This is a genomic window from Actinophytocola sp. (genome assembly GCF_036378875.1).
Classification (GTDB): domain Bacteria; phylum Actinomycetota; class Actinomycetes; order Mycobacteriales; family Pseudonocardiaceae; genus Actinophytocola.
On the sequence record NZ_DASUVO010000073.1, the window covers coordinates 55,242 to 76,401 of the forward strand.

Annotated in this window: 18 protein-coding genes and 2 pseudogenes; 4 read left to right on the forward strand and 16 right to left on the reverse strand. The window is 68.2% G+C overall.

Annotation, left to right across the window (positions count from 1 at the left end):
- Positions 1-2: 2 nt before the first annotated feature.
- The 6 genes from VF106_RS20435 to VF106_RS20460 form a co-directional block, all read right to left on the reverse strand.
- On the reverse strand, positions 3-1,346 hold the full coding sequence (locus tag VF106_RS20435) for an NAD(P)/FAD-dependent oxidoreductase (protein WP_330841359.1): 1,344 nt from the start codon (positions 1,344-1,346) through the stop codon (positions 3-5).
- Entirely contained in the window at positions 1,343-1,657 is a 315-nt protein-coding gene (locus VF106_RS20440) for an acyl carrier protein (RefSeq protein ID WP_330841360.1), read from the reverse strand. The genes VF106_RS20435 and VF106_RS20440 overlap by 4 nt, the downstream gene beginning before the upstream one ends.
- Positions 1,654-3,180 carry an amino acid adenylation domain-containing protein gene (locus VF106_RS20445; RefSeq protein WP_330841361.1) on the reverse strand — a complete coding sequence of 509 codons (1,527 nt, stop codon included), beginning with the start codon at positions 3,178-3,180 and terminating at the stop codon, positions 1,654-1,656. Before VF106_RS20445 ends, VF106_RS20440 begins: the two co-directional genes overlap by 4 nt.
- Positions 3,177-4,319, reverse strand: a complete 1,143-nt coding sequence (locus VF106_RS20450) for an acyl-CoA dehydrogenase family protein (protein WP_330841362.1) — start codon at positions 4,317-4,319, stop codon at positions 3,177-3,179. Before VF106_RS20450 ends, VF106_RS20445 begins: the two co-directional genes overlap by 4 nt.
- Before the next feature lie 61 nt (positions 4,320-4,380).
- A complete protein-coding gene (locus VF106_RS20455) occupies positions 4,381-5,940 on the reverse strand; it encodes an amino acid adenylation domain-containing protein (protein WP_330841363.1) in 1,560 nt (519 codons plus the stop codon).
- Positions 5,941-5,962: 22 nt separating this feature from the next.
- Positions 5,963-6,919: a TauD/TfdA family dioxygenase gene (locus VF106_RS20460; RefSeq protein ID WP_330841364.1), complete on the reverse strand. Its 957-nt coding sequence runs from the start codon at positions 6,917-6,919 to the stop codon at positions 5,963-5,965.
- Positions 6,920-7,168: 249 nt separating this feature from the next.
- Here VF106_RS20460 and VF106_RS20465 point away from each other — a divergent pair, with 249 nt between their 5' ends.
- The 3 genes from VF106_RS20465 to VF106_RS20475 all read left to right on the forward strand — a co-directional run bounded on the left by VF106_RS20465 (position 7,169) and on the right by VF106_RS20475 (position 10,086).
- Entirely contained in the window at positions 7,169-7,672 is a 504-nt protein-coding gene (locus VF106_RS20465) for a hypothetical protein (RefSeq protein ID WP_330841365.1), read from the forward strand.
- Positions 7,673-7,782: 110 nt separating this feature from the next.
- The gene (locus VF106_RS20470; RefSeq protein WP_330841366.1) at positions 7,783-8,664 is read left to right on the forward strand and encodes an expansin EXLX1 family cellulose-binding protein; all 882 of its coding nucleotides are present in this window, start codon (positions 7,783-7,785) and stop codon (positions 8,662-8,664) included.
- A gap of 201 nt (positions 8,665-8,865) precedes the next feature.
- Entirely contained in the window at positions 8,866-10,086 is a 1,221-nt protein-coding gene (locus tag VF106_RS20475) for a glycoside hydrolase family 5 protein (RefSeq protein ID WP_330841367.1), read from the forward strand.
- Positions 10,087-10,108: 22 nt separating this feature from the next.
- Here VF106_RS20475 and VF106_RS20480 read toward each other — a convergent pair whose 3' ends face one another.
- From VF106_RS20480 to VF106_RS20490, 3 genes are all read right to left on the reverse strand, one after another.
- Positions 10,109-10,408, reverse strand: a complete 300-nt coding sequence (locus VF106_RS20480) for a helix-turn-helix domain-containing protein (protein ID WP_330841368.1) — start codon at positions 10,406-10,408, stop codon at positions 10,109-10,111.
- On the reverse strand, positions 10,357-11,247 hold the full coding sequence (locus VF106_RS20485; RefSeq protein WP_330841369.1) for a helix-turn-helix transcriptional regulator: 891 nt from the start codon (positions 11,245-11,247) through the stop codon (positions 10,357-10,359). The genes VF106_RS20480 and VF106_RS20485 overlap by 52 nt, the downstream gene beginning before the upstream one ends.
- A gap of 120 nt (positions 11,248-11,367) precedes the next feature.
- On the reverse strand, positions 11,368-12,171 hold the full coding sequence (locus tag VF106_RS20490) for an SDR family oxidoreductase (RefSeq protein WP_330841370.1): 804 nt from the start codon (positions 12,169-12,171) through the stop codon (positions 11,368-11,370).
- An 892-nt stretch (positions 12,172-13,063) separates the two neighbouring features.
- On the opposite strand from VF106_RS20490, the pseudogene VF106_RS50930 reads away from it, so the two are divergent.
- A pseudogene (locus VF106_RS50930) lies at positions 13,064-13,204 on the forward strand (transposase family protein); the annotation flags it as partial.
- Between the two features lie 117 nt (positions 13,205-13,321).
- Here the strand turns inward: VF106_RS50930 and VF106_RS50935 are convergent.
- From VF106_RS50935 to VF106_RS20520, 7 genes and pseudogenes are all read right to left on the reverse strand, one after another.
- A pseudogene (locus VF106_RS50935) lies at positions 13,322-13,552 on the reverse strand (SAVMC3_10250 family protein); the annotation flags it as partial.
- A 112-nt stretch (positions 13,553-13,664) separates the two neighbouring features.
- Entirely contained in the window at positions 13,665-14,195 is a 531-nt protein-coding gene (locus VF106_RS20495; protein WP_330841371.1) for an RICIN domain-containing protein, read from the reverse strand.
- A gap of 207 nt (positions 14,196-14,402) precedes the next feature.
- Complete coding sequence (locus tag VF106_RS20500) at positions 14,403-15,665, reverse strand: mandelate racemase/muconate lactonizing enzyme family protein (RefSeq protein ID WP_330841372.1); 1,263 nt, start codon at positions 15,663-15,665, stop codon at positions 14,403-14,405.
- A 1-nt stretch (position 15,666) separates the two neighbouring features.
- On the reverse strand, positions 15,667-16,485 hold the full coding sequence (locus tag VF106_RS20505; protein WP_330841373.1) for a carbohydrate ABC transporter permease: 819 nt from the start codon (positions 16,483-16,485) through the stop codon (positions 15,667-15,669).
- The gene (locus tag VF106_RS20510; protein WP_330841374.1) at positions 16,485-17,456 is read right to left on the reverse strand and encodes a carbohydrate ABC transporter permease; all 972 of its coding nucleotides are present in this window, start codon (positions 17,454-17,456) and stop codon (positions 16,485-16,487) included. Before VF106_RS20510 ends, VF106_RS20505 begins: the two co-directional genes overlap by 1 nt.
- Positions 17,457-17,460: 4 nt before the next feature.
- A complete protein-coding gene (locus tag VF106_RS20515) occupies positions 17,461-18,711 on the reverse strand; it encodes an ABC transporter substrate-binding protein (protein ID WP_330841375.1) in 1,251 nt (416 codons plus the stop codon).
- A complete protein-coding gene (locus VF106_RS20520; RefSeq protein ID WP_330841376.1) occupies positions 18,708-21,065 on the reverse strand; it encodes a ricin-type beta-trefoil lectin domain protein in 2,358 nt (785 codons plus the stop codon). The genes VF106_RS20515 and VF106_RS20520 overlap by 4 nt, the downstream gene beginning before the upstream one ends.
- Between the last annotated feature and the right edge of the window lie 95 nt (positions 21,066-21,160).

Here is a 21,160-nt window from a genome sequence, read left to right on the forward strand (position 1 = left end):
GCTCAGAAGCTCGGCGCCGACGTCGGTGCGCGCAGGGAGCCGAGGTAGGGATGCCACAGGTGGTCGGGGTCGGCCTCGACGGCGGCCACCACCTCGCGCATCGCGGCGAGCGCCTTGGGCTCCTCGCCGTCGTAGACGTCGCCCTGCAGCATCTTCAGCACGTCGATGCGGTAGCGCGGGTCCTGGACGAACGCGGTGAACAGCACGTTGAGCCGGTAGTAGATGGAGATGAACTCGTACCAGTACTTCACCGCGCGGCGCAGCTTGGTCTCGTAGGTGTCGAAACGCTTCTTGGTGAAGTCACCGGCCTCGTGCGCGGCGATGATGTCCTGGCAGGCGATCCGCGCGCTGTTGAGCGCGACGCTCACTCCGCTGGAGAAGATCGGGTCGACGAACCGGGCCGCGTCGCCGATCAGCACGAAGCGGTCGCCGCAGATCTGCTTCATCGCGTAGCTGTAGTCGCCCTCGACCTTGAACGGGCGGATCCGCTCGGCCTTGTTCAGCGCCTCGGCCAGTTCGGGGCGGCTGCCGACGAAGTCCCAGAAGAACTTCTCCCGGTCGGAGTTCGCCTCGACGAACCGCTTCTTCTGCGTCACGACACCGATGCTGGTGATCGTGTCGGTGATGGGGATCTGCCAGACCCAGGTGTCCTTGATCGGCAGGAAGTGCACGAAGATGTGCTCGGCGACCGCCTTGTTCGGGCTCAGCGCGTCCCGGTCCAGCCCCTCGAACCAGGTGTGCAGCGCGTACTGGTCGAACACCGGGTCGGACACCTTGACCTTCAGCTGGCGGCCCAGCACGGTCTGGCGCCCGGACGCGTCCAGCACCATCCGTGCCGTGTAGACGGTGTCGCGGGGTCCGAACCGGACAGTCAGCCTGACCGCGTCCGGATCGTCGAGATCGACGTGGCGCACACGGGCGCCGTTGAACACGGTCGCACCCTGTTCCTGCGCGTGCCGCAGCAGGATCGCGTCGAACCGGCCGCGGTCGACGTGGAAGGTGTAGTCCCGATCAACACCGGGCTGGTTCCGCTCGACGAACTGGATCTCGGCGGACCAGTCGTGCGACAGGCCCTGGTAGCCCATGAACGGGATGTCCCGCGACTGTGCGGAGGTCCAGGAGGCGCCGTACTTCTTCGGGAACCTCGCCTCGTCGATCTTGCCGAGCGCGCCGATCTCGACCAGCACCGGGGTGGTGGCCGGCACGAGCGACTCGCCGATGTGCGGCCGGGGGAACGTCTCGCTCTCGAAGACGACGACCGACATGCCGGCCCTGGCAAGATAGGAGGCCGCGGTGGAACCGGCCGGACCGCCGCCGATGATCGCGACGTCGTAGTCGGTGCTCATGCCTGGCCCGCCTTCCCTGAGTTGGATGTGTTGGTCGCGTCGGCGAACGGAGGGTCCTCGGGCGCTTCGGCCACCACCAGGGTCGCGATACTGGTGACGTCCCGAAAGTTGCGTGCGTTGATCTTGGCGGGGGAGACGAACACGCCGAGTTGTTCGCGGACGTGGGTGAGCAGCAACGCCGTGCGCAGCGAGTCGATGATCCCCCACTCGAGCAGTGGGGTGGACTCGGTGAGCTCGCGGCTGTCGTCACCCCACAGGAACTCCTCGCGGATGAACTTCATCAGCGCGTCTGTCACTTCTGCCTGCTTCACCGTGCTTTTCCTTTCTGGCCGGCCGGTACGAGGCCGCGTTCGGCACGCCGGGCGACGAGCTCGGTGTGCCGCCGCACCAGCGCGGGCCGGTCGAGTTTGCCGTTGCCGGTACGGGGTAGGTCCGGTCCGATGTGGACGTGCTCGGGGAGTGCGTAGGACGGCAGCAGCCGGGCACAGTGCGCCTTGACGGCGAGCGGGCCGGGCGTGCGGTCGCGCACCGGCACGACGAACGCGACCAGTCGTGCCTCGATGCCGCTGCCCACCAGGACGACCGCGACGTCGTCCACGTCGGGGTGGCCCGCGATCGTGCGCTCGACCTCACCGAGCCCGACCCGGTGACCGCGCACCTTGACCGTGTGGTCGCGTCTGCCGACGTAGTCGAACGAGCCGTCGTCGAGCACGCGCACGATGTCGCCGGTGTGGTAGGGGCCGCGCTGCGGTGGCGCTCCCCAGTAGCCCAGCAGAACGGTGGGCCCGGTGACCACCAGCTCGCCATCGTCGCCGCGCCCGGCAACCGTCCCGTCCGGACGCTGGGCCCACACCGTGTCGCCGGAGCAGGCGCGCCCGATCGGGACCGGCCGGTCCCGATCGAGGTCGGCCGGGGTGACCTCGTGGTAGGTGCAGACGTTGGTCTCGGTGGGGCCGTACAGGTTGAGCAGCCGGGCGTCGGTCCAGCCGGCCAGCGAGCGGACCCCGCCGATCGGGAACGGCTCGCCCGCGAAGCAGACGACACGCAGCGCGGCGGGCGCGGGCCGCTCGAGCAGGCCGCCGTCGCGGACCATGAGCACCAGTGCGGAAGGGACCGAGTACCAGATGGTGATGCGTTCCTCGTACAGGAACTGGACGAGCTGGGCGGGTGCGTAGGCGAGCTCGGCCGCCAGCAGGTGCACCGAGGCCCCCACGGCGAACGCGGCGTACAGGTCCAGCACCGACAGGTCGAACACCAGTGGCGCGTGGTTGGCCAGCCGGTCGTGCTGGCCGACGGCGAGTTCGGCGACGGCCCAGTCGACGAAGGCCCGCGCGTTGCGGTGGCTGACGCACACGCCCTTCGGCACCCCGGTCGAGCCGGAGGTGTAGAGGATGTAGGCGAGGTCGCGGTCGTCCGACTCCTCGTTCACCGGGTCGATGTCCATGGTGGACGGACTGTGCAGGTCGAGGCACGGCGCCGATCCGGCGATCGCCGTGCCCGCCTCGGCGAGCCGGCCGGCGTCGGTGCACACGGCGGCGGCACCGCAGTCCGCGGCGAGCATCGTCACGCGGGCCACCGGGGACGTGCCGTCCATCGGCACGTAGGCGGCGCCGAGCCGCAGCACACCCTGCATCGCGGCGATCATGTCCACGGACTTGTCCGACCACAGCACGACACGGTCGCCTCGGCCGACACCGTGCTCCCGCAACCGGTTCGCGAACCGGTTCGCGGCGTCGTCGAGTTCCCGGTAGGTCAGGGTGTCGCCGCCGCAGGACACGGCGAGCCGGTCCGGGTGCCGCGCGGCGCTGTCGATGGCGAGTCGATGCAGTGTCACAGGCCCGTTCCCCTCGCGACGATGCTCAGGTGGATCTCGTTCGTGCCGGAGAAGACCCTGCTGGGCAAGGCGTCGCGCAGCTGCGCTTCGATCCCGGTCTCGGTGAGGTAGCCGCTGCCGCCGAACACCTGCATCGCCGCGAGGCCGTTGGCGACCGCCGCCTCGGACACCGCGACCTTCGCGAGCGAGATCTCCGTGACGTCCGCGCGGCCCTGGTCCATGTGCCGGCAGGCGCGGTAGAGCAGCAGCCGGGCGGACTCCAGCCGTAGCCGCATCGCCGAGATCGAGTGTGCGACGGCCTGGTACTCGCCGATCCGCCGGCCGAACTGGCGTCGCGAGCGAGCGTGCCGGACGCACCGGTCGAGCTGCTCGGCCATCAGGCCGAGGTAGATGGCGAACAGGCAGGCCCGCTCCCAGCCCATGGAGTGCTGGAAGATCGCCCCGCCCTGGCCGGGCTCGCCGAGCAGGTGCGTGGCCGGCACCGGTGTGCCGCTCATGGTGAGCCGTCCGGCCGGACAGCCGTGCAGACCCATCTTGGCCATCGGCGGTCCGATGTGGACACCGGGCAGGTCGCGGCCGACCACGAAGCCGGAGGTGCCGAGGAAGCCGGCGGCCGGCTCGGTCACCGCGTAGGTGACGAACAGGTCGGCGATCGGCGCGTTGCTGGCGAAGGACTTCTCGCCGGTGAGCAGGTAGCCGTCGCCGTCCGGGACCGCTTTCGCGGTCAGGCTGGCGACGTCCGACCCCGCTTCGTCCTCGGTGATCGCGTTGGCCGCGACGAGACTCCCGTCGGCGAGGCCGGGGAGGAGCCGGGCCGCGAGTTCCGGCGTGGCGAAGTCCCGGATCGCCACGGCGCAGGCGAGCAGGTGCGCGGCGACGCCGAACACCAGGCCGGTGTCCGGGCAGGCTCGGCCGAAGGTCTCCAGGCACAACGCGGTGTCCAGCGCGCCGAGGCCCTGCCCGCCGAGGCCGGCCGGCAGGCACAGCCCGGTCAGGCCGAGTTCGGCGGCGACCCGCCAGCGCTCCCTCGTGACCTGTTCGTCCGATGTGGACGGTCGGGAGTCGCCGAGCCGTTCGCGCACCGCGGCGTCGAGTTCCTCGCCGCGGCGGCGTTGCTCGCGCGTGAGATCGAAGTCCATGTCCTTCTCCGGTTCGGCGGCACGACACGTCCAGCGTTGATCGGCGGGCTATATTTCGGCACTACATCCGCTCTGGCCGGGACGGAACGCGGCCCCGGCTCTGGTCCGGTGTCGGCAGCGCGGCCCGGTTGACCTTGCCGTTGCCGTTCGTGGGGAACGCGGTCATGCCGAGATAGCTGGCCGGCAGGTGCGTTCCGGGCAGCCGTTCGGCGAGATACTCGTGCAGCCCCGATGGCACGTCACCGTCGTCGGTGTGCACGTACGCGGCGAGTCGTGTGCCGCCGGCCGCTGGAAAGCCGGTGACGTGGACGCCGCGGATCCCGGGATACGCGGCCAGCGCCGCCTCGACCTCGCCTGGCTCGATCCGGACGCCGTCGACCTTGACCTGGTGGTCGATGCGACCCAGGTACTCCAGCGTCCCGTCGGCGCGCTGCCGGACGAGGTCGCCGGTGCGGTACAGCCGTGCCCCGGCCGGGCCGGCGGGGTCGGGCACGAACCGTTCGGCGGTGAGGCACGCCCGGCCGAGGTAGCCGCGCCCGACGCCGACGCCGCCGGCGAGCAGTTCGCCCTTCGCGCCGGGCGGTAGCGGTTTCCCGTGCTCGTCCGCCACGGTGGCGCGCATCCCGTCGATCGGCGTGCCGATCGGCACCGGGCCGGACCGTTGCGCCGGGTCGAAGCGGTGTGCGGTGACGTCGATGGCGCATTCCGTTGGGCCATAGGTGTTCCACACGTCCACCGCGGCCGGTTCCGGCAGCCGTTCGAGGAACCGGTGGACCAGTTCGGCGTGCAACTGCTCGCCCGCCGAGAACAGCAGCCGGAGCGTGCCGCAGCCCGACCAGCCGGGCTCGTCGATCAGGGCGGGCAGCATCGACGGGACGACCTGCAGGATCGTGATCTTCCGCTCGGCCAGGACCCGCATCATGATCGCCGGATCCCGCTCGGCACTCGTCGGTGCGAGCACGACGGTGCCGCCACAGACCAGCGGCGCGAAGATCTCCCAGCCGGACGCGTCGAAGGTGAGCGCGGTCTTCTGCAGCACCCGGTCGTGCGGGCCGATGCCGTGCGTGCGCACCGTCCAGAGCACCCGGTTGGCGATGCCCGCGTGGTGGATGACCACGCCCTTCGGTGTCCCGGTCGAGCCGGAGGTGTGCAGTACGTACGCGGCCCGGTCCCCGGTCACCTCGACGGGCTCCGTCGCCGGCCGGCCCGCGGCGACGGTCAGGTCGCGGTCCAGCATGACCGTGTGCACACCGGCCGCAGCCACGAAGTGGTCGGTGATCGTCTGGGTGAGCGCCACCCGCACGCCGGCTGCCCGGAGCATCGCCTTGACCCGCCTGGCGGGATCGGTGGGATCGAGCGGCAGGTACGCGCCACCCGCGCGCCACACGGCCAGCAGCGCCACGACCAGCGCCACGCCCCTGTGCAGGCACACGCCGACCGTGGTCTCCGCACCGTCGGCGCCGATCCCGTTGGCGCGCAACAGGTTCGCCAGCCGGTTGGCGCGCTCGTCGAGCTCGGCGTAGGTCAGCGAGCCCGCCTCGTCGACGACGGCGACCGCCGCCGGGGTGGCGGTCGCCTGCCGGGCGACGAGCACGGGGATCAGGCCGTCGAACCGACTCATCGGGTCTCCTCGCCGGGTGCGCTCAAGCCAGGACGTGCCCGTCCAGTTCTCGCATCGGGCGTGAGCGCCGGTGGTCGAGATGCACGAAGGTCCGGTAGAGCCAGCGGTCAAGGCCGTCGTAGCGCGGAGTGAACAGCGTCCGGCCGTGCAGCGTGACCCGGTTGTCCACGATGGCCAGGTCACCTGGCGTGAGCAGCAGCGTCTCGGCGATGGAGACGACGGCGTCCCGCAACAGTTCCAGTGCGTTCTTGGCGTCGGTGTCGTGGCCGTAGGTGGCATGGAAGTCGACCTGGACGTCCGGGTCGGTGGGCTCGCCGGTGAGCACCGCGTGCAGCGGGGCCGCGTCGTCCGGCCTGCCGAACGACGGCGGCGCCTGGGTGGTGAACCGGGCCTCGGCGAGCACGGCACGGATCTCGTCGGGTAGCACGTGCACCGCCCGGCGGACGCAGGCGAGCTGCAGACCGGCGACGCGCTCGTGGTCGGCGCGCACACACATCAGGCCGACGTAGTCCGGCCTGCGCGGGTGGAAGGCGTTCTCCACATGCATCTCCAGCGGAGCGGAACCCGCGTTGCTCTGCTGGGTCTCCTGACCCGGCACCGGCACCACGTTCTGCACGAGCGCGCCGGACTTCTCGTTGCGGTAGGCGATGACCTCGCCAAGCTGCATCGACACCAGGCTGATCACGGCGGCCCCGACGGTCGCGTCCCGCTCGACCGAACCGGGCTCGTTGGGGGTCGGCCGGTCGGCGGCGCCGGGCAGGTTGCGGATCAGCAGCGCGCCGTACTGGCCTGGGTCGCGGCGGAACTCACGTAATCGCACGCGAAGTCGCCTCGGCAGCGCCGTGGAGGCCGTCCGGCAGGCGTCGACCCACGTGGGCTCGTCGACTTTGCGGGCGGGGATCCCGGTCAACCCGTCCGCCACGGACCTGGTCTGCGCGCTTTCCTCGGCGGTCAAGGTGAACACGGCGTCGTCGTCCATCATTCTCCCTTCACCGCACCGATGGCGGTTCCTACGCGAGGTCGAATGGTGGGCGTGGTGCCTATGCCTGAGCTATACGGCCGGCGGACACGCTGATATAGCTCGACCATAGCCGTTCGAGCTAGGTATTCCCGGAATTGTGGACCATGCCCCTTAGGGGGTTCACCTCGGGGAATGTCAGGGGATGCACCCGATTCCGTCTTTTCGCGGCCCTGTTGTACTCGATGTACAACCCGAAGGGTGACGTGAATGGCCTACTGGCTGTGTATCGGGTTTGTGCTGGCATTCGGCATGGCGGTTTTTCCGTTCGGTAGCATCGAGGTGTTTCTCATCGGTCTCGCCGTCAACCGGCCCGACATCCCGTGGCTGGCTCTCGGCGCGGCGGTGGCCACCGGCCAGGTCCTCGGCAAGCTGGTGCACTTCTATGCCGCCAGGGGCGCGCTGCGCCTCCCGGCGCTCATCCGCCCTGCCCCGGACGCGACCCCGGAGCGCGGGCGCCCTGGTTGGCGCACCCGGCTGACGGCGACGATGGCATCGGCGACGGAGCGGGCGGAGCGGCATCCGGGCTGGCTGCACGCCGTGTTCGCGGTGAGCGCGCTCGTGGGCCTGCCGCCCTTCGGCGCCACGACAGTGCTCGCCGGGCTGGTGGGCGTACGCCCCGGCGTGTTCCTGGCGGTGGGCCTGCTGGGCAGGATCACCCGGTACAGTGGTCTGGCCGCGGCGCCAGGCCTGCTGACGCACGTGTTCTTCTGAGCCCCGGTGACTTCTGGCGAGGGTTTCCGATTGACCGGTCGGTGTGGAACGATCGCTGCGGCTGTAGCGACCGGAAGGTGCCTGCCTCGATCAGCCGAAGAGGAGTCGTGGTGCCCAAGCGGTGGTTGGTCGCCTTGATGGTGGTCGGATTCCTGGTGACCACGGGCGCGGTGGTCATGGTCATCGTGCCGAGCCGGACGAGCGGAGAGGCTCGTCCCGCCACGACGGTCGATGTGGACGGAGACGCCCCGGTGCGGACGGCCACCACCACCCCGTCCCTGAGTGCGACGACGACCACGACGAGCAGTCCGGTCCCGACGTCGACGCCGTCCTCGACCCCCGTGTCGGTGCCCGCACCGCCCGCCGGCGACGCTCCCCTGTCCGGGCGGATCAAGCCGGGGGTCGACTACGACGGCGTGGCGACCTTCTACAGCACCGACGGGAGCGGTGCGTGCGGGTACGACCCGAGCAGTGATCCGATGACCGCGGCGATGAACCAGACGGACTACGAAGCCAGCAACGCGTGTGGTGCCACCGTCCTGGTCCAGGCGGCCAACGGCGCCAGCGTGACGGTGCGGATCACCAACCTCTGCCCCTCCCCGTGCCGGGTCGGGCAGTTGGACCTGAGCGCTGAGGCGTTCGCCATGCTGGCGGAGCCCAGGCTGGGGGAGATCCCGATCACGTGGAAGCTGATCAGCCCGAACGCGACGGGAAGTATCTCCATCCGCTACAAAGTCGGCTCCAGCCAGTACTGGTGCGGTATCCAGGTGATCAACCACCGCAACCCTCTGGCGCGTCTGGAGGTTCGGGCGGGTGCGGGCTGGAAACAGCTGTCCCGTACCGACTACAACTACTTCCTCTCCGAGGACGGTTCCGGCTGCGGCGGCGCCATCGCCCTCACCGACATCTACGGGCAGCGCCTGGTCGTCGATCCCCTGCCCGTCAGGGCGGACGTTGTGCAGCCGACGAGCGTGCAGTTCGACCAACGCTGACCAGGCCACACGGTGGGCCACCGGTGATCTCGCTGTCTCCGGGCATCGCGGAAGTACTGGTGATGGGCGCTCGCGGGAGCTAATCTGGGAGCGCTCCCAATGACTGTTCGGAGGGGTGAGATGTTCGTGGTTCGCGCCGTTCGCGGTGGGCTGTTGTTCATCTGACCAGACTCGTTGCCCAACTTCTCAAAGGAGAGAGCATTGACGCAACGGCTGACGGTTCTGTTCGCCCTTCTCACGGTCACGCTGGCACTGTGCGGTGCGCCGACGCAGGCGGCCGCCGCGCAGGTGAGTGGTACAGGCACCGGTTACCTGCACACCAGCGGGAACAAGATCGTCGACAGCACCGGTGCGACGGTCCGGCTGACCGGTCTCAACTGGTTCGGGATGGAGACCGACAACAAGACCTTCCACGGCCTGTGGGCGAACGTGACGTGGAAGTCCCAGATCGACCACATGGCCCAGCTCGGCTACAACACCATCCGTGTGCCGTTCTCGAACGACGCGCTCAAGCCGGGCGCGGTGGCGACTGGCATCAACGACTGGACCAATCCGGACCTGGTGGGCCTGTCCCCGTTGCAGATCCTCGACCAGGTGGTCGCGTACGCCGGGCAGAAGGGCATGCGGATCATCCTCGACCGGCACCGGCCGACCAGCGCCCAGCAGACCGCCCTCTGGTACACGTCGGCGGTGCCCGAGTCGACGTGGATCAACGACTGGAAGGCCCTCGCGCAGCGTTATGCCGGCAACACGACGGTGATCGGCGCGGACCTGCACAACGAGCCGCACGCCGAAGGCACCAACCCGAACGCGACCGGCGCCTGCTGGGGCTGCGGTGTCACCACGCGCGACTGGCGGCTCGCGGCCGAACGCGCCGGCAACGCGATCCTCTCGGTGCAGCCGAACTGGCTGATCTTCGTCGAGGGCGTGAGCTGTCCGAGCGGTGGCTTGTCGAACGTCTGGGACGGCGACCCCAGCAACGACGAGGACTGCGGTTGGTGGGGCGGCAACCTGTCGAAGGCCGGCGAGTTCCCGGTACGCCTGTCGGTGGCGAACCGACTCGTCTACTCACCGCACGAGTACGCCACGTCGGTGTTCGACCAGACGTGGTTCCACGCCCCGAACTACCCCGCCAACATGCCGGCCATCTGGGACAAGTACTGGGGTTACCTGCACAAGCAGAACATCGCCCCACTGATGATGGGGGAGTTCGGCTCGACCCTCGCCAACCCGATCGACAAGGTCTGGCTGCAGAACCTGATGCAGTACACGGGCAGTGGGGTCGACGGGATGTCGTTCACCTACTGGGCGTGGAACCCGAACTCGGGTGACACCGGCGGCATCGTCAAGGACGACTGGGTGACGGTGCAACAGGAGAAGCAGACCATCCTTCAGCCATACCTGATTTCCCCGAACCCATAGCCGAGATGCTGGCGAGTATCTGTTACGGGATGCCGACCCGCTGCTGGGCGATGTGCGGGCGCGCGACGGCCTCGGCCCGGCGGTGTGCGCCGAGCTTCTGGTAGAGGTTGCGGATGTGGGTCTTGACGGTATTCCGCGAGACGGACAGTTCGTTGGCGATCTCGGGTGCTGACAGGTTGGTCGGCAGATAACGCAGCACGCGAATCTCGCTGTCGCTGAGCGGCTCGAGTACCGGTAGCGGCGCGATGCGGGTGTGAAAAGGTTGGACTATCAGCTGAGTGCTTGAATCTCGGTCGCTAGCTTCTCCTGGCTGGCCGCCCACGACGCCAACAGGGCTAGACCGTCCGCGGTCGCCGTGCCAGCGGGCGCGGTGTAGACGGTCAGGAGCAGGCCGGGTTCGGCAGGCAGCTCCATCGACTCGACGTCCAGGTCGAGCTGGCCCACTACCGGATGGTGCACACGCTTGCGTCCGGACCGGTGGAGCCGAACGTCCTGAGATGCCCACCGCTGCCGAAATAGTTCACTGCGTGTCGATAACTCACCGACTAGGGCGATCAGCTCCTCGTCGTGCGGATTGCGGCCCGCTTCCATGCGTAGCTTCGCGGCCACATCGCAGGCGATTCGGTCATAGTCGACAAAGAACGTTTTTGCCGATTCGGGATCTAGATACACGAACCGCGCGGTGTTCGCCGGCCGTCGCGTGTCGGCCAGCACCGGTGAATACAGCGCGCGGGCAAGGTGATTCATGGCCAGCACGTCATAACGGCCGTTGCAAATCCACGCCGGCGCATCGGTGATGGCGTCGAGCACCTGCTGAAGCGTCGGACGCACCGTCACGGCGGGGCGCCGGCGGCGTGGACCGCCGGGCGCCCTGGACTGCCGCGCAAGGTGGAACAGGTGATCGCGCTCGGCCTCGTCAAGTTGCAAGGCAGAGGCCAACGCGTCGAGCACCCCGTCGGAGGCGCCGGCGAGGCTGCCGCGCTCCATACGCACGTAGTAGTCGACCGATACCCCTGCTAGTAGAGCTACCTCTTCGCGACGCAGACCTGTGACCCGGCGGTTGCCGCCGTAGGCGGGCAGTCCGGCCCGCTCGGGCGTGATCCGCGCGCGACGCGAGCTCAGGAATTCCTTGATCTCAGTGCGCAGGTCGATCGTGGCCACCCCTTCACCGTAGGCCCTGTCCGGAGGCGAAGGGAGGTACTGCTGGTACCCCCGTTGAGACCCGACTTTGGAGCTATTCACGAGGGCCCGTCGGCCGCCGGCAAAGCCTCGCGTCGACGCCTAGGTACCCGATGCGGTCGTCGCGGTGCCGCCGTCGACCGGGACGATGGTGCCCGTCAGGTAAGACCCGGCCCGGCTAGCGAGGAACACGGCGACACCTGCCATGTCGTCGTCGCGGCCGAGCCGGCGCAGAGGGGCCTTCGCCGCGATCGTGTCGCCGATGGCATCGATCGTGGCCGCCATCATCTGCGACGGGAACACTCCCGGGGCTACCGCGTTCACCGTGACGTGCTGTGGGCCCAGTTCCCTGGCAAGCACCCTGGTGAGTTGATGGAGTGCCGCTTTGCTGCTGGCGTACGAGTAGTTGGGCGCCTCGGCGACGTGGATGGCGGCGATACTACCGATGTTGATGATCCGCGCGGGATCATCGGCGGTGCCCGCCCTGCACAGTGCGGGCAGCAGCGCCTGCACCAGCCAGAACGGCGACTTGAGGTTGAGGTCGATCACTGCGTCCCAGGCCTCGGCCGGGAACGTCTCCAGCGGCTCGCGCCACATCGCTCCCGCGTTGTTGACGAGGATGTCCAGGCGTTCCGAGTCGGCCTTGACCAGATCAGCGAGGCGCTGACACTCGTCGTACCTGGACAGGTCGGCGGGGATTGCTTGAACGTCGCCGAATTCGGACAGTAGACGCTGTGCCTCCGCGCACGCGTCTGCCTTGCGTGAGCTGACGACGACGCGGGCGCCCGCCTGCAGAAGGCCGCGCGCGATCATCATCCCAATGCCCCTGGTGCCGCCAGTGACAAGTGCGTACTTCCCACTCAGATCGAAAAGGTCTGAGTGAGTGGTGAACTGGTTGTCCGCCATTGGTCTTCGTCCGTTCTATCGTGGAAGCATGTGCTGACACGGTCGCGCGTCCGGTGCAGCTGAATTAAACTGATGGGGGTAAAGCTGCGGTGCGTGTCCATGAAGTGTTGTCGGCGCTTTCGTTCAGGGCTCCTGGGACTGATTCTCGGGCGGCCGCCGTGCGCCTCCCGTGGATCCATTACTTCTCCTCCGTGTATCAGGAAGCCGGCTCAAACAGGTTGACAGGCGTCCTGGACGTCTGGGAGACCCTGGCGATACAGGTACTGTGAGAGCCTCCCTTGCCTGGCGCGCCGGCCCACGCCGCCACAATCCCTCCTGCACGGTCATTTCCTTGATGCCGCTGGAGCACTAAGCCCGTCGACTTTCTGCGCCGGTCACCTCGTCAGCCGATTCCGGCGCAACCCCAGAACAACTTTGGCGCAGGGGTATCACGTTACCGGTGCGCACGCAGGCTGTACTCACTTAAAAATGATGTTGCATAGGGTTAATCAAGCCACTTGATATTTCAGGCCGTTTTCCCGCTGGCCTGAAGACGCCCACCGCCCGAATGGATCGACTGGGACGACAACTCCGAACCCGGTTCCAGCGCCGGCGACCGTCACTGACGATCCGTACGATCTCGTCGGCTGTCGAGAAGTCGAGTAACGGGCTATGCGACGTGTACTACCGTTCCACGTCGTCCGAACGGCCGCAGATATCTTTAGGGGACGGTGCTATCCGTAACGCTGTGTTCGTCTTAGGTCCCAGATCGTGCCATCACGTCTGCTTTGCGGCTTGATCGACATCGTTCGGGGTCGTGTGTTTTGAGCTGGACCCGTGCGCGGGGACGTTGTTGCTGGGCTTGGCCAATGTGGTGGTGACCGACCTTCACATCGACCCTGGGGAGCTGTGGATGACCGTTCGCTCCGACGCCGCCGGAGCGAACTGCCCAGCGTGCGCGGCGTGGTCGGCGAGGGTGCATGGGCGGTACTCGCGGTCGTTGACCGACCTTCCAGCGGTTGGTCGACGCACGGTGCTTGTTATGCGGGCGCGACGGTTCGTGTGCTTCACCGTCGAGTGTTCGAAGAAGACGTTCGTGGAACACGTCGTCATCGAGGAAGACCACCGCGCTGTTGGTCTCGCCATAGCTCAGGGGCGGCATCCACCGGCCTGGGTGGACCGCGGGGTCTGTGAACCACCCAGGTGCCCGGGACGAACTCTCCAGGGCTGCTACCGCTGCGGCGAGCCCAGGGTCCGACTCCTGCGCGGCCTTGCCGACCTTGAACCCGCCTAACGATGTCTTGACCTCGGCTTCCATGTCCCGTAGGCGGTTCGATCCTTTCGGCAGATCCGGTGACAGTTGCCGAAGCTTCGTCTCTGAGACGTGGACCAGTTCGCGCATGATGAATGCCGGTAGAACCGACCGTCGTCCCGCGATCTGGATCCGCACCCGGCAAACTTCAGCCGGACAGGACACGGAGGTTAGCGGCTCGCCCGCCTGCGGAGCTCGTGTCTCAGACCGTCTGGAACACCCACTTCTGGTCCGGGTAGTTCAGGCAGTCGAACTGGAACGCCGGTGAGCCGTTGTAGTTGTCGGCACCCCGGATGATGAGGCAACGCTGGGTGTAGGAGTTCTGGATCCTCACGTACCGGCCGCCACTTCCCTCGTCGAAGATGTTCCAGTTCTGGTCCTCGTAGCCGGCGCAGTCGTGCTGGAAGGCGGGTGCGCCGTTGACGTTGTTCGCGCCCCGGACCGCGAGACACCTGCCGGTGTACGCGTTGCGGATCCGGCTCCGCCCAGGGGTGATGTACTCGATGTTCCAGTGCTGGTCCGCCGCGCTGCCGATGCAGTCGTACTGGAACGCCGGTGAGCCGTTGACGTTGTTGGACCCCTGGATCGCGAGGCAGCGGCCGGTGTGGAGGTTGATGATCCTGACGGACGCCAGGATGTTCACGTCGTCGGTCGTCGCCTGGACGGCGGGCGTTAGACCGAGTGTGAGAACGAGTGTCGCGAAGGCGACGAGAGCATGACGAAACAAGGACATGGCAACCCCCAGTTACTCCTTGATCAATGCCCCTGCAGCGTACATCTCCGTGAACGCCGCCGCTACGCGGTGAAACCGGCGAGATGCTCGCGGAGGCCCGGAAGACCCGTCTCGATCTTGTTCATCCCGGCGCCGGTGCCCACGCCCTCGGCCGTGACTCACCACATGGTCAGATCCAGCCGCGGGCAATGCCGCGCACACTGGTTACTACCGGTCCGACAGGGGACTGGCGTGGGGCTGGGTGTTCTGCGGTGCCTTGTCCGCCGGACGGAGTGGAAGTGACCGAAGAGCGCTCAGGTGGTGTGGGACGGGGGCGTCGTCCGTCGTGGCAAGCAGTCGGCGTCCGGCGGACTCCGGTCGGACGTTCGGGCCGTCGCGTGTCGGGGTGCCCGGTCGGCAGGTGGCAGTCCGGATCATGTGCTCGTCGACCTGGATGCCGATGCCTGTCGAGTCGCCGAGGACGAACTGGCCGTCCTCGACGTATAGGTCGAGGTAGACGCCGACCGGTGGGTGGAGGTCCTGCAGTTCGCTGACCAGGTGGTTCGGTGTCGCGGTCGCGGCGTGCAGGAGGCCGACGGAGGTGTTCCCGACCGGGCTGACCGGTAGGTCGTGTGCGTGGGCCAGGGTGGCGACCCGCAGGAAGTGGGAGATGCCCCAGACCGCGCCCGTCTGGACGATGTCGATCGCTCCGGCGGCGAGCAGTGGGCGGAACTGTTCGAGGCCGGTGAGGTTCTCCCCGCTGGCCACCGAGGCCCGGATGCCTCTGCCGACGACGGCCATGCCTTCGGCGTCCCAGCGGCGGACGGGTTCCTCGACCCAGGTGAGGTCGAGGCTGCGTTCCAGTTCGGACACATGGCGGACGGCCTGTTTGCGGGACCACGCCTCGTTCGCGTCGAGCATCATGGCGGGGCGCGGTCCCCGGCCGGCGTCGGCGTCGGTCAGGACCTCGCGTACCAGGGTCAGCCGGTGCCGGTCCCGGTCGACGTCCAAGCCGCCCTTGAGCTTGGCGGCGCGCAGGCCGTGCTCGGCGTAGGTCTGGTACACCCCAACGAGTTCGGCGTCGGTGAGGCCGATGTCCAAACCGGACGCGTACGCGGGCACCGTGCGGTCACGGCCGCCCAGCAGACGCCAGAGCGGTTCGCCCGCGGCCTGGGCCTTGATGTCCCACAGCGCGGTGTCGAACGCGCCGATGGTGCCGAACACCGCTCCCGCGTGGCCGGCCTTGAACGTCTGCCGCAGCATGCGGTCGTAGAGTGCCGTGACGCCGCGCGGATCCTCGCCGTCGATGGCGGCGAAGACCGTCTCGGCGCCCGCGTGCGGGCCGAAACCCACGCCCGTGATCCCCACATCGGTGTCCACCAGGATGATCGGTACGGGGATGAGCCCGTCGGCGAAGACGCCGTTGGCGTCACCGACCGGCCGGCCCCATTCCTGGACCGTGTTCAGGCTTCGAAACCCGGTGATCCGCATGTCAGCCTTTCGTGGAACCGGCCGTGACGCCTTCCGCGATGTGGCGCTGGAAGAACAGGTAGATCACCAGCACGGGCACGGCGGCGATCAGGACGCCTGCGGCGAAGGTCGGGATGTCGTCCGAGTACTGCCCGCGGAGCGAGGTGACCCCCACCATGAGGGTGCGGTTCTCGGCGGACGGCATCATCAGCAGGGCGATGAGCACGTCGTTCCAGCAGAACAGGGCGTTGAGGATGCCGACCGAGATCAGTGCCGGGGCGCCGATCGGCAGCATGACCCGCCGGTAGACGCCGACCAGGGTGTTGCCGTCGATCCTGGCCGCGTCGACGATCTCCGCCGGGACGTGCGCGTAGTAGCTCGCCATCAGGAAGATCGTGAACGGGAGGAACTGCGCGACGTAGGCGAGGACCAGCCCGGGACGGGTGTCGATCAGGCCGAGGGTGGCCATCGTGCGGGCGAGCGGCACCATGATGACCTGGAACGGCACGAACAACGCCGCGAGGCAGCCGAGGTAGAGCGCCCGCGAACCACGGAACCGAAGCCTGCCAAGGGCGAAGCCCGCCATCGAGCCGAGCAGGAGCAGCAGTGCCACCGCACACGTCACCACGATGAGCGAGTTGGTGAAGTAGCGGGCCATGCCGACGCTGCCCCACGCGGTGGCGAGGTTGTCCAACCGTGGGGAGTCGGCGGGGGAGAAGCGGTCGAGGACGTACTCGTGCCGTGTCTTGAGCGCCACGTTGGTGGTGAACACCAGCGGGTAGATCGTGGCCAGCGCGAGCGCGGCCATCGGAACGGCGGCCAGCCACCTGCTCGTCCGCATCATTCCGCCCTGTCGGACCGGCGGAGCACGCTGATCTGCAGCAGTCCCACCACGACCATGACTCCGAAGAGCACGGTGGACGCGGCCGAGGCGAGTGCCGGGCGGTTCATCTGGCCCTGCTGGATCCAGATGTAGTACTCGGGCAGGTAGGTGGTGCCGCCGGGGCCGCCGCTGGTCATCACGTAGAGCAGCCCGAACATCGACGTCAGCATCCCGATCATCGTGGTCACGAAGACGAACTGGATGGTGCGGGACAGGCCCGGGATGATGACGTGCCAGATGATGTGAGGCAGTGCCGCGCCGTCGATCCGTGCGGCGTCCAACAGTGATGAGTCCAATGTGGAGAATCCGGCGAGGAACACCACCAGCGCCATCCCGAAGGTGGCCCAGACGTGGACGCCGACAACCGTGTAGATCGCGATGTCCGGGTCGCCGAGCCAGTCGACCGGGCCGAGTCCGACGGTGTCGAGAAGGGCGTTGAGGGGGCCGTCGAAGGCCAGCAACAGGTTGAAGATCGCGCCGACGATCACCGGTGACAGCACGGCTGGGAAGAAGTAGACGCCGCGGAAGAGCCGGTGCCCCGGCACGCGCAGGTAGATGAACGTCGCGAGCAGCCCGGGAATCGCGACCGCCAGCGGGAGCAACAGCACCAGAAGCCCCACGTTCCGCAGCGCGCCGAGGAAGAGCGGGTCGCGCAGGAGGGTCACGTAGTTGTCCAGCCCTACGGTCGTTCCGTCGCGTTCACCGTCGCCGGTGAAGGAGAAGTTGACGCCGAGCACCAGCGGGTACAGCCGCAACGCGACGATGACCAACACGGCCGGGGCCACCAGCACGTAGGGCGCGAGGCGGTCCGTGTTCGTGCTGCGGGACACCGGGCGGGCGCCCGCCCGCTCGGCCAGGCGGGCGCCCGGTCCGGCTGTCGGTCCGGCCGGTGCGGGACGGACCGACGACGGTGTGCCCCCGGTCGGCACTCGGTCAGCCTTCGTTGTCCGAGGCGGCGAGCTGCCCCAACGCCTCGTCGAGGGTGACCGACCCGCTCAGCAGCTGCTGGGACAACCGCCCCATCAGGTCGAGGGTCCGCGAGGACAGGGCCACGTGCAGGGCTGGTTCGCCGCTGGAGATCCCGGAGACGATCTCGGCGACGGCCGGTCCGCCCTTGGACACGTCGATGCCGGTGTCGGCGGCGACCGCGCCCGCGTCGGCGTAGAACGCCGTCAGCGCGTCCCTCGAGGTCAGCGAGCGAACCAGGTCGGCGGCGAGCGCCGGGTCAGCGGTCCACTTCGCGACCGCGTACCCGATGCCACCGTCGTACGGCAGGCTCGGCGTCGCCCCGGCGGTGATCACCGGCGCAGGCATGACGCCGATGTCGCCCGGGTCGAGGAACTCGCCGAAGTCCTTCCAGTGCCCGACATCCGACATCAGCCCGATGACATGGACGGCCTTGCCAGAGGAGAAGAGCGCGAAGGCGTCGTTGAACAGCGCCGTCGAGTTGGCCCCCTCGTTGTTGAGGCCCGCGCTGTTGACCTCCGTCCACAGCTGGAAGATCCGCTTCACGTTCGGCGCGGTCCAGTTCCGCTTCCCGGCGATCCAGTCGTCGTACTCCTGGTCGGTGAGCGCACCGGATCCCAGGCCCGACAGGAAGAACTGGATGCCGATGCCTTCCTTGTTGCCGAGCGCGAAACACGTGGTCCTGATCGTTTCGCAGCCGCTGACGAAGTCGCTCCAGGTCGCGGGTGGACCGTCGAGGCCTGCTTCCTTGTAGAGCTTCTTGTTGTAGTAGATCGGGTGACCCTGCAACGTGACCGGCGAGGCGTAGGCCTTGCCGTCCTTGCTGAACGCGTCCCAGCCTGCCAGGCGGTCCCGGTCCTCGGTGACGTAGGAGTCCAGCGGCACGAGCGCGTCGACCCGGTCGCGGATCTGGCCGCCGCCGTTGAACAGCATGACGTCCGGCCCTTTGCCTGCCTGGATGGCCGCGCCGAGCAGCGTGTAGTACTGGTCGAACGGTTGGGCCACGAACTCGACGGTGACGCCCGTGTGCTTCTTCGCGAAGTCGGCCTTCGCCTTCGCGATGTAGGCGGCCGCGGCGTCGTCCCCCGACTTCCAGTCCCACACGACCAGCTTGTTCTCACCACCGCCGGACGACGAGCCCGGCCCCGCGGCGCTCCCGCAGCCCGACAACACCAGTCCCGCTGCCAGGGCGACCGTCCACAGTGTCCGTTTCCTCATCGCAGGCTCCACTGCTGGTTCGTTCCGCCATGACACGACCAGAGATGGAGCAGGGTGCCGTTCGCGGTGCCGTTGCCGCTGGCGTCGAGGCACAGGCCGGACTGCACGCCGGTGATCGTGCCGTTGGCATTGACGTTCCACTGCTGGTTGGTGCCGCCGTGGCAGTCCCAGATGATCGCCGCGGTGCCGTTGGCGGTCCCCGCCCCGGACGCGTCGAGGCACTTGTTGCCGTACACGACGAGTTGCTTGCCGGCGGTGTAGGTCCATCGTTGGCTGGTGCCGCCGTTGCAGTCCCAGAGCCGCGCCCTGGCGTTGTTGGCCGTGCCGTCGACGTCGACGCAGCGGCCCGACTGTCCACCCACGATCGCGCCGGCCTGCGGGTTGCCGCCGGTTCGAGGCCCGGCGTTCGCCATCACGGCCTGGGCGCCGGCCGGCCAGTTGCCATTGGTGACCGTGACGTTGCCGGACACGACGTTGCCTCGGTCGCCGTTGGTGACGTTGGTGCTGCCGTTGGTCGACCAGTTGTTGGTGACCGTCCAGTTGCCCATGTTCTCCCCACCCCAGTAGTTGGCGGTGGCCCACGTGCCGGTGGCGGAGAAGACGTTGTTGGTCGCGGTGTAGTACTTCGAGCCTTCGTCGAAGTAGATCCCGAAGTAGCCGTTGGTGCGCAGGCAGTGGTTGCCGCTGATCACCGCGTTCGGGTTCCACGCCAGCGTGTAGATGCAGCCGCCGTCGTTCATCTGCTGCATGACGTCGTGGACGTAGTTGTTGACGAGCTTGTTTCCCGACGCGGTGGTGGGCGTCGAGTACCTCGGCTGGAAGTTGTACAGGCCGCGGCCCGCGTAGTGGTCGCTGCCGCCCGCGTCGTTGCTGCCCCAGCCGTAGCCGATGGACATGCCGGAGTACGGCATGTTGTAGACCTCGTTGTGCGACACGTCGGTGGTCGTGACGTAGGTGGTCAGGACCGACACGTTGCCCCGGTACTCCACGCCGAGGTCGTGGATGCGGTTGTCGGTGACGGTGATGTTCCGGTTGACCATCCGCTGGTCGCTCGGGTGGTGCGCGTCGGCGCGGACGCCGCCGGCGATGATGCCGCCGGCCGAGTTCCTGGCGATCTCGGACCGGGTGACCGTGATGTCACTCGCGCCGAGGCCGACACCGCTGGCGTGTGCGCCTGTGTCGTTGCCGATGCCGATGGCCGTCTGTCCCAGGTTGACGAACGCGGAGTCGGTGAAGGTGATGCCGCGGGCGGCGGAGACCTGTACGGCGGCGGGCATCTGGGACCAGTGCGGCCGGACGGCCTCGAACTGTTGGCAGCCGTTCTGGCAGGACGTCAGCCGGTCGGCGGGCCAGTTCCAGTTGCCCGCCATGTAGGCGCCGGTCTGCTGGTCCGCGTACCCCTGGTTGCTGCTGGGGCCGAGCCAGCTCGTGCCGGTGAACGTGATCCCGCTGAACGTGATGTCGTGCGCGGGCGCGTCGTAGGTGCCGCCGACGTTCACCAGCGACTGCAGCACCGGCAGCTCCACGCTGACGTTGCTCATGTTCTGCCCGGCCAGCGGGATGTAGAACAGCGTGCCGGCCTGCGGGTTGACGTACCACTCGCCGGCCGAGTCGAGGAACTCGTACGCGTTGGCAAGGTAGAAAGGGCCGGCCCGGTGCGGGGCCGTGAGCGTGTCGTACCCGAAGGTGTTGTTGTTCCACGCGGGTTGCTGCATCGTGATGACGTTCCCGCTGATGCTCTGCACCGGCGAGTACCGGTCGGTGAACGAGTTGACGCTCTCCACCTCGACCCGGTTCTGGTTGGCCAGGTTGTTCAGGTAGCTCAGTGCGCCGCCGGCGAACGTCATGCCCGAGTTGGTGAAGGTGAACGAGGACCGGTTCACCTGAGTCCGCGCGCGGGTGGCGATCGCGCCGTCGACGTACAGCTGCCGGGAGTCGATCCCGGTGCCGACGTTCGCGCGCCAGATGTTCTTCCCCGCGTCGGCGACCGACCAGCCGGTGACCGCGCGGGCGCCGCTGAGCACCGGACGCGCCGACGGGGCCGCCCGCCACACCACCTGGTGACCGCCTGTGCCGGAGTCGGCCGCGGTCAGCCGCAGTGGCGCGGAAAGCCGGTACACCCCGCCGGCCAACTCCACGACGATGTCGTCGGACATCGAGCCGGTGAGCGACCGCACCGCGGCCTGTGCCGAGGACAGCGAGCACGGATCGGCGGCGGAGCAGCTGGTGCCGGTGCCGGACGGGGAGGCGTACAGGGTGGTCGTGGCCGCGGAGGCGGAAGGAGCCGGGCCCACCACGGCCAGCGCGGCGGTCAACGCGGCGGCCCACGCCATTGTGGACGAGGACGCGAACACAGGATCTCCTTACATGGGGGGATGTGCTCGGCGAACGCCCTGCAGGGAAGGTCAGTTCACCATACGAATGACACATACGCAAGCAACGAGAGTCG

Coding starts and splice junctions, on each gene's coding strand:
- VF106_RS20455 (WP_330841363.1), bottom strand. CDS start 5,940: ATGAGTCGGTTCGACGGCCTGATCCCCGTGCTCGTCGCCCGGCAGGCG.
- VF106_RS20515 (WP_330841375.1), bottom strand. CDS start 18,711: ATGAGGAAACGGACACTGTGGACGGTCGCCCTGGCAGCGGGACTGGTG.
- VF106_RS20450 (WP_330841362.1), bottom strand. CDS start 4,319: ATGGACTTCGATCTCACGCGCGAGCAACGCCGCCGCGGCGAGGAACTC.
- VF106_RS20460 (WP_330841364.1), bottom strand. CDS start 6,919: ATGGACGACGACGCCGTGTTCACCTTGACCGCCGAGGAAAGCGCGCAG.
- VF106_RS20500 (WP_330841372.1), bottom strand. CDS start 15,665: ATGCGGATCACCGGGTTTCGAAGCCTGAACACGGTCCAGGAATGGGGC.
- VF106_RS20495 (WP_330841371.1), bottom strand. CDS start 14,195: ATGTCCTTGTTTCGTCATGCTCTCGTCGCCTTCGCGACACTCGTTCTC.
- VF106_RS20435 (WP_330841359.1), bottom strand. CDS start 1,346: ATGAGCACCGACTACGACGTCGCGATCATCGGCGGCGGTCCGGCCGGT.
- VF106_RS20465 (WP_330841365.1), top strand. CDS start 7,169: ATGGCCTACTGGCTGTGTATCGGGTTTGTGCTGGCATTCGGCATGGCG.
- VF106_RS20490 (WP_330841370.1), bottom strand. CDS start 12,171: ATGGCGGACAACCAGTTCACCACTCACTCAGACCTTTTCGATCTGAGT.
- VF106_RS20505 (WP_330841373.1), bottom strand. CDS start 16,485: ATGCGGACGAGCAGGTGGCTGGCCGCCGTTCCGATGGCCGCGCTCGCG.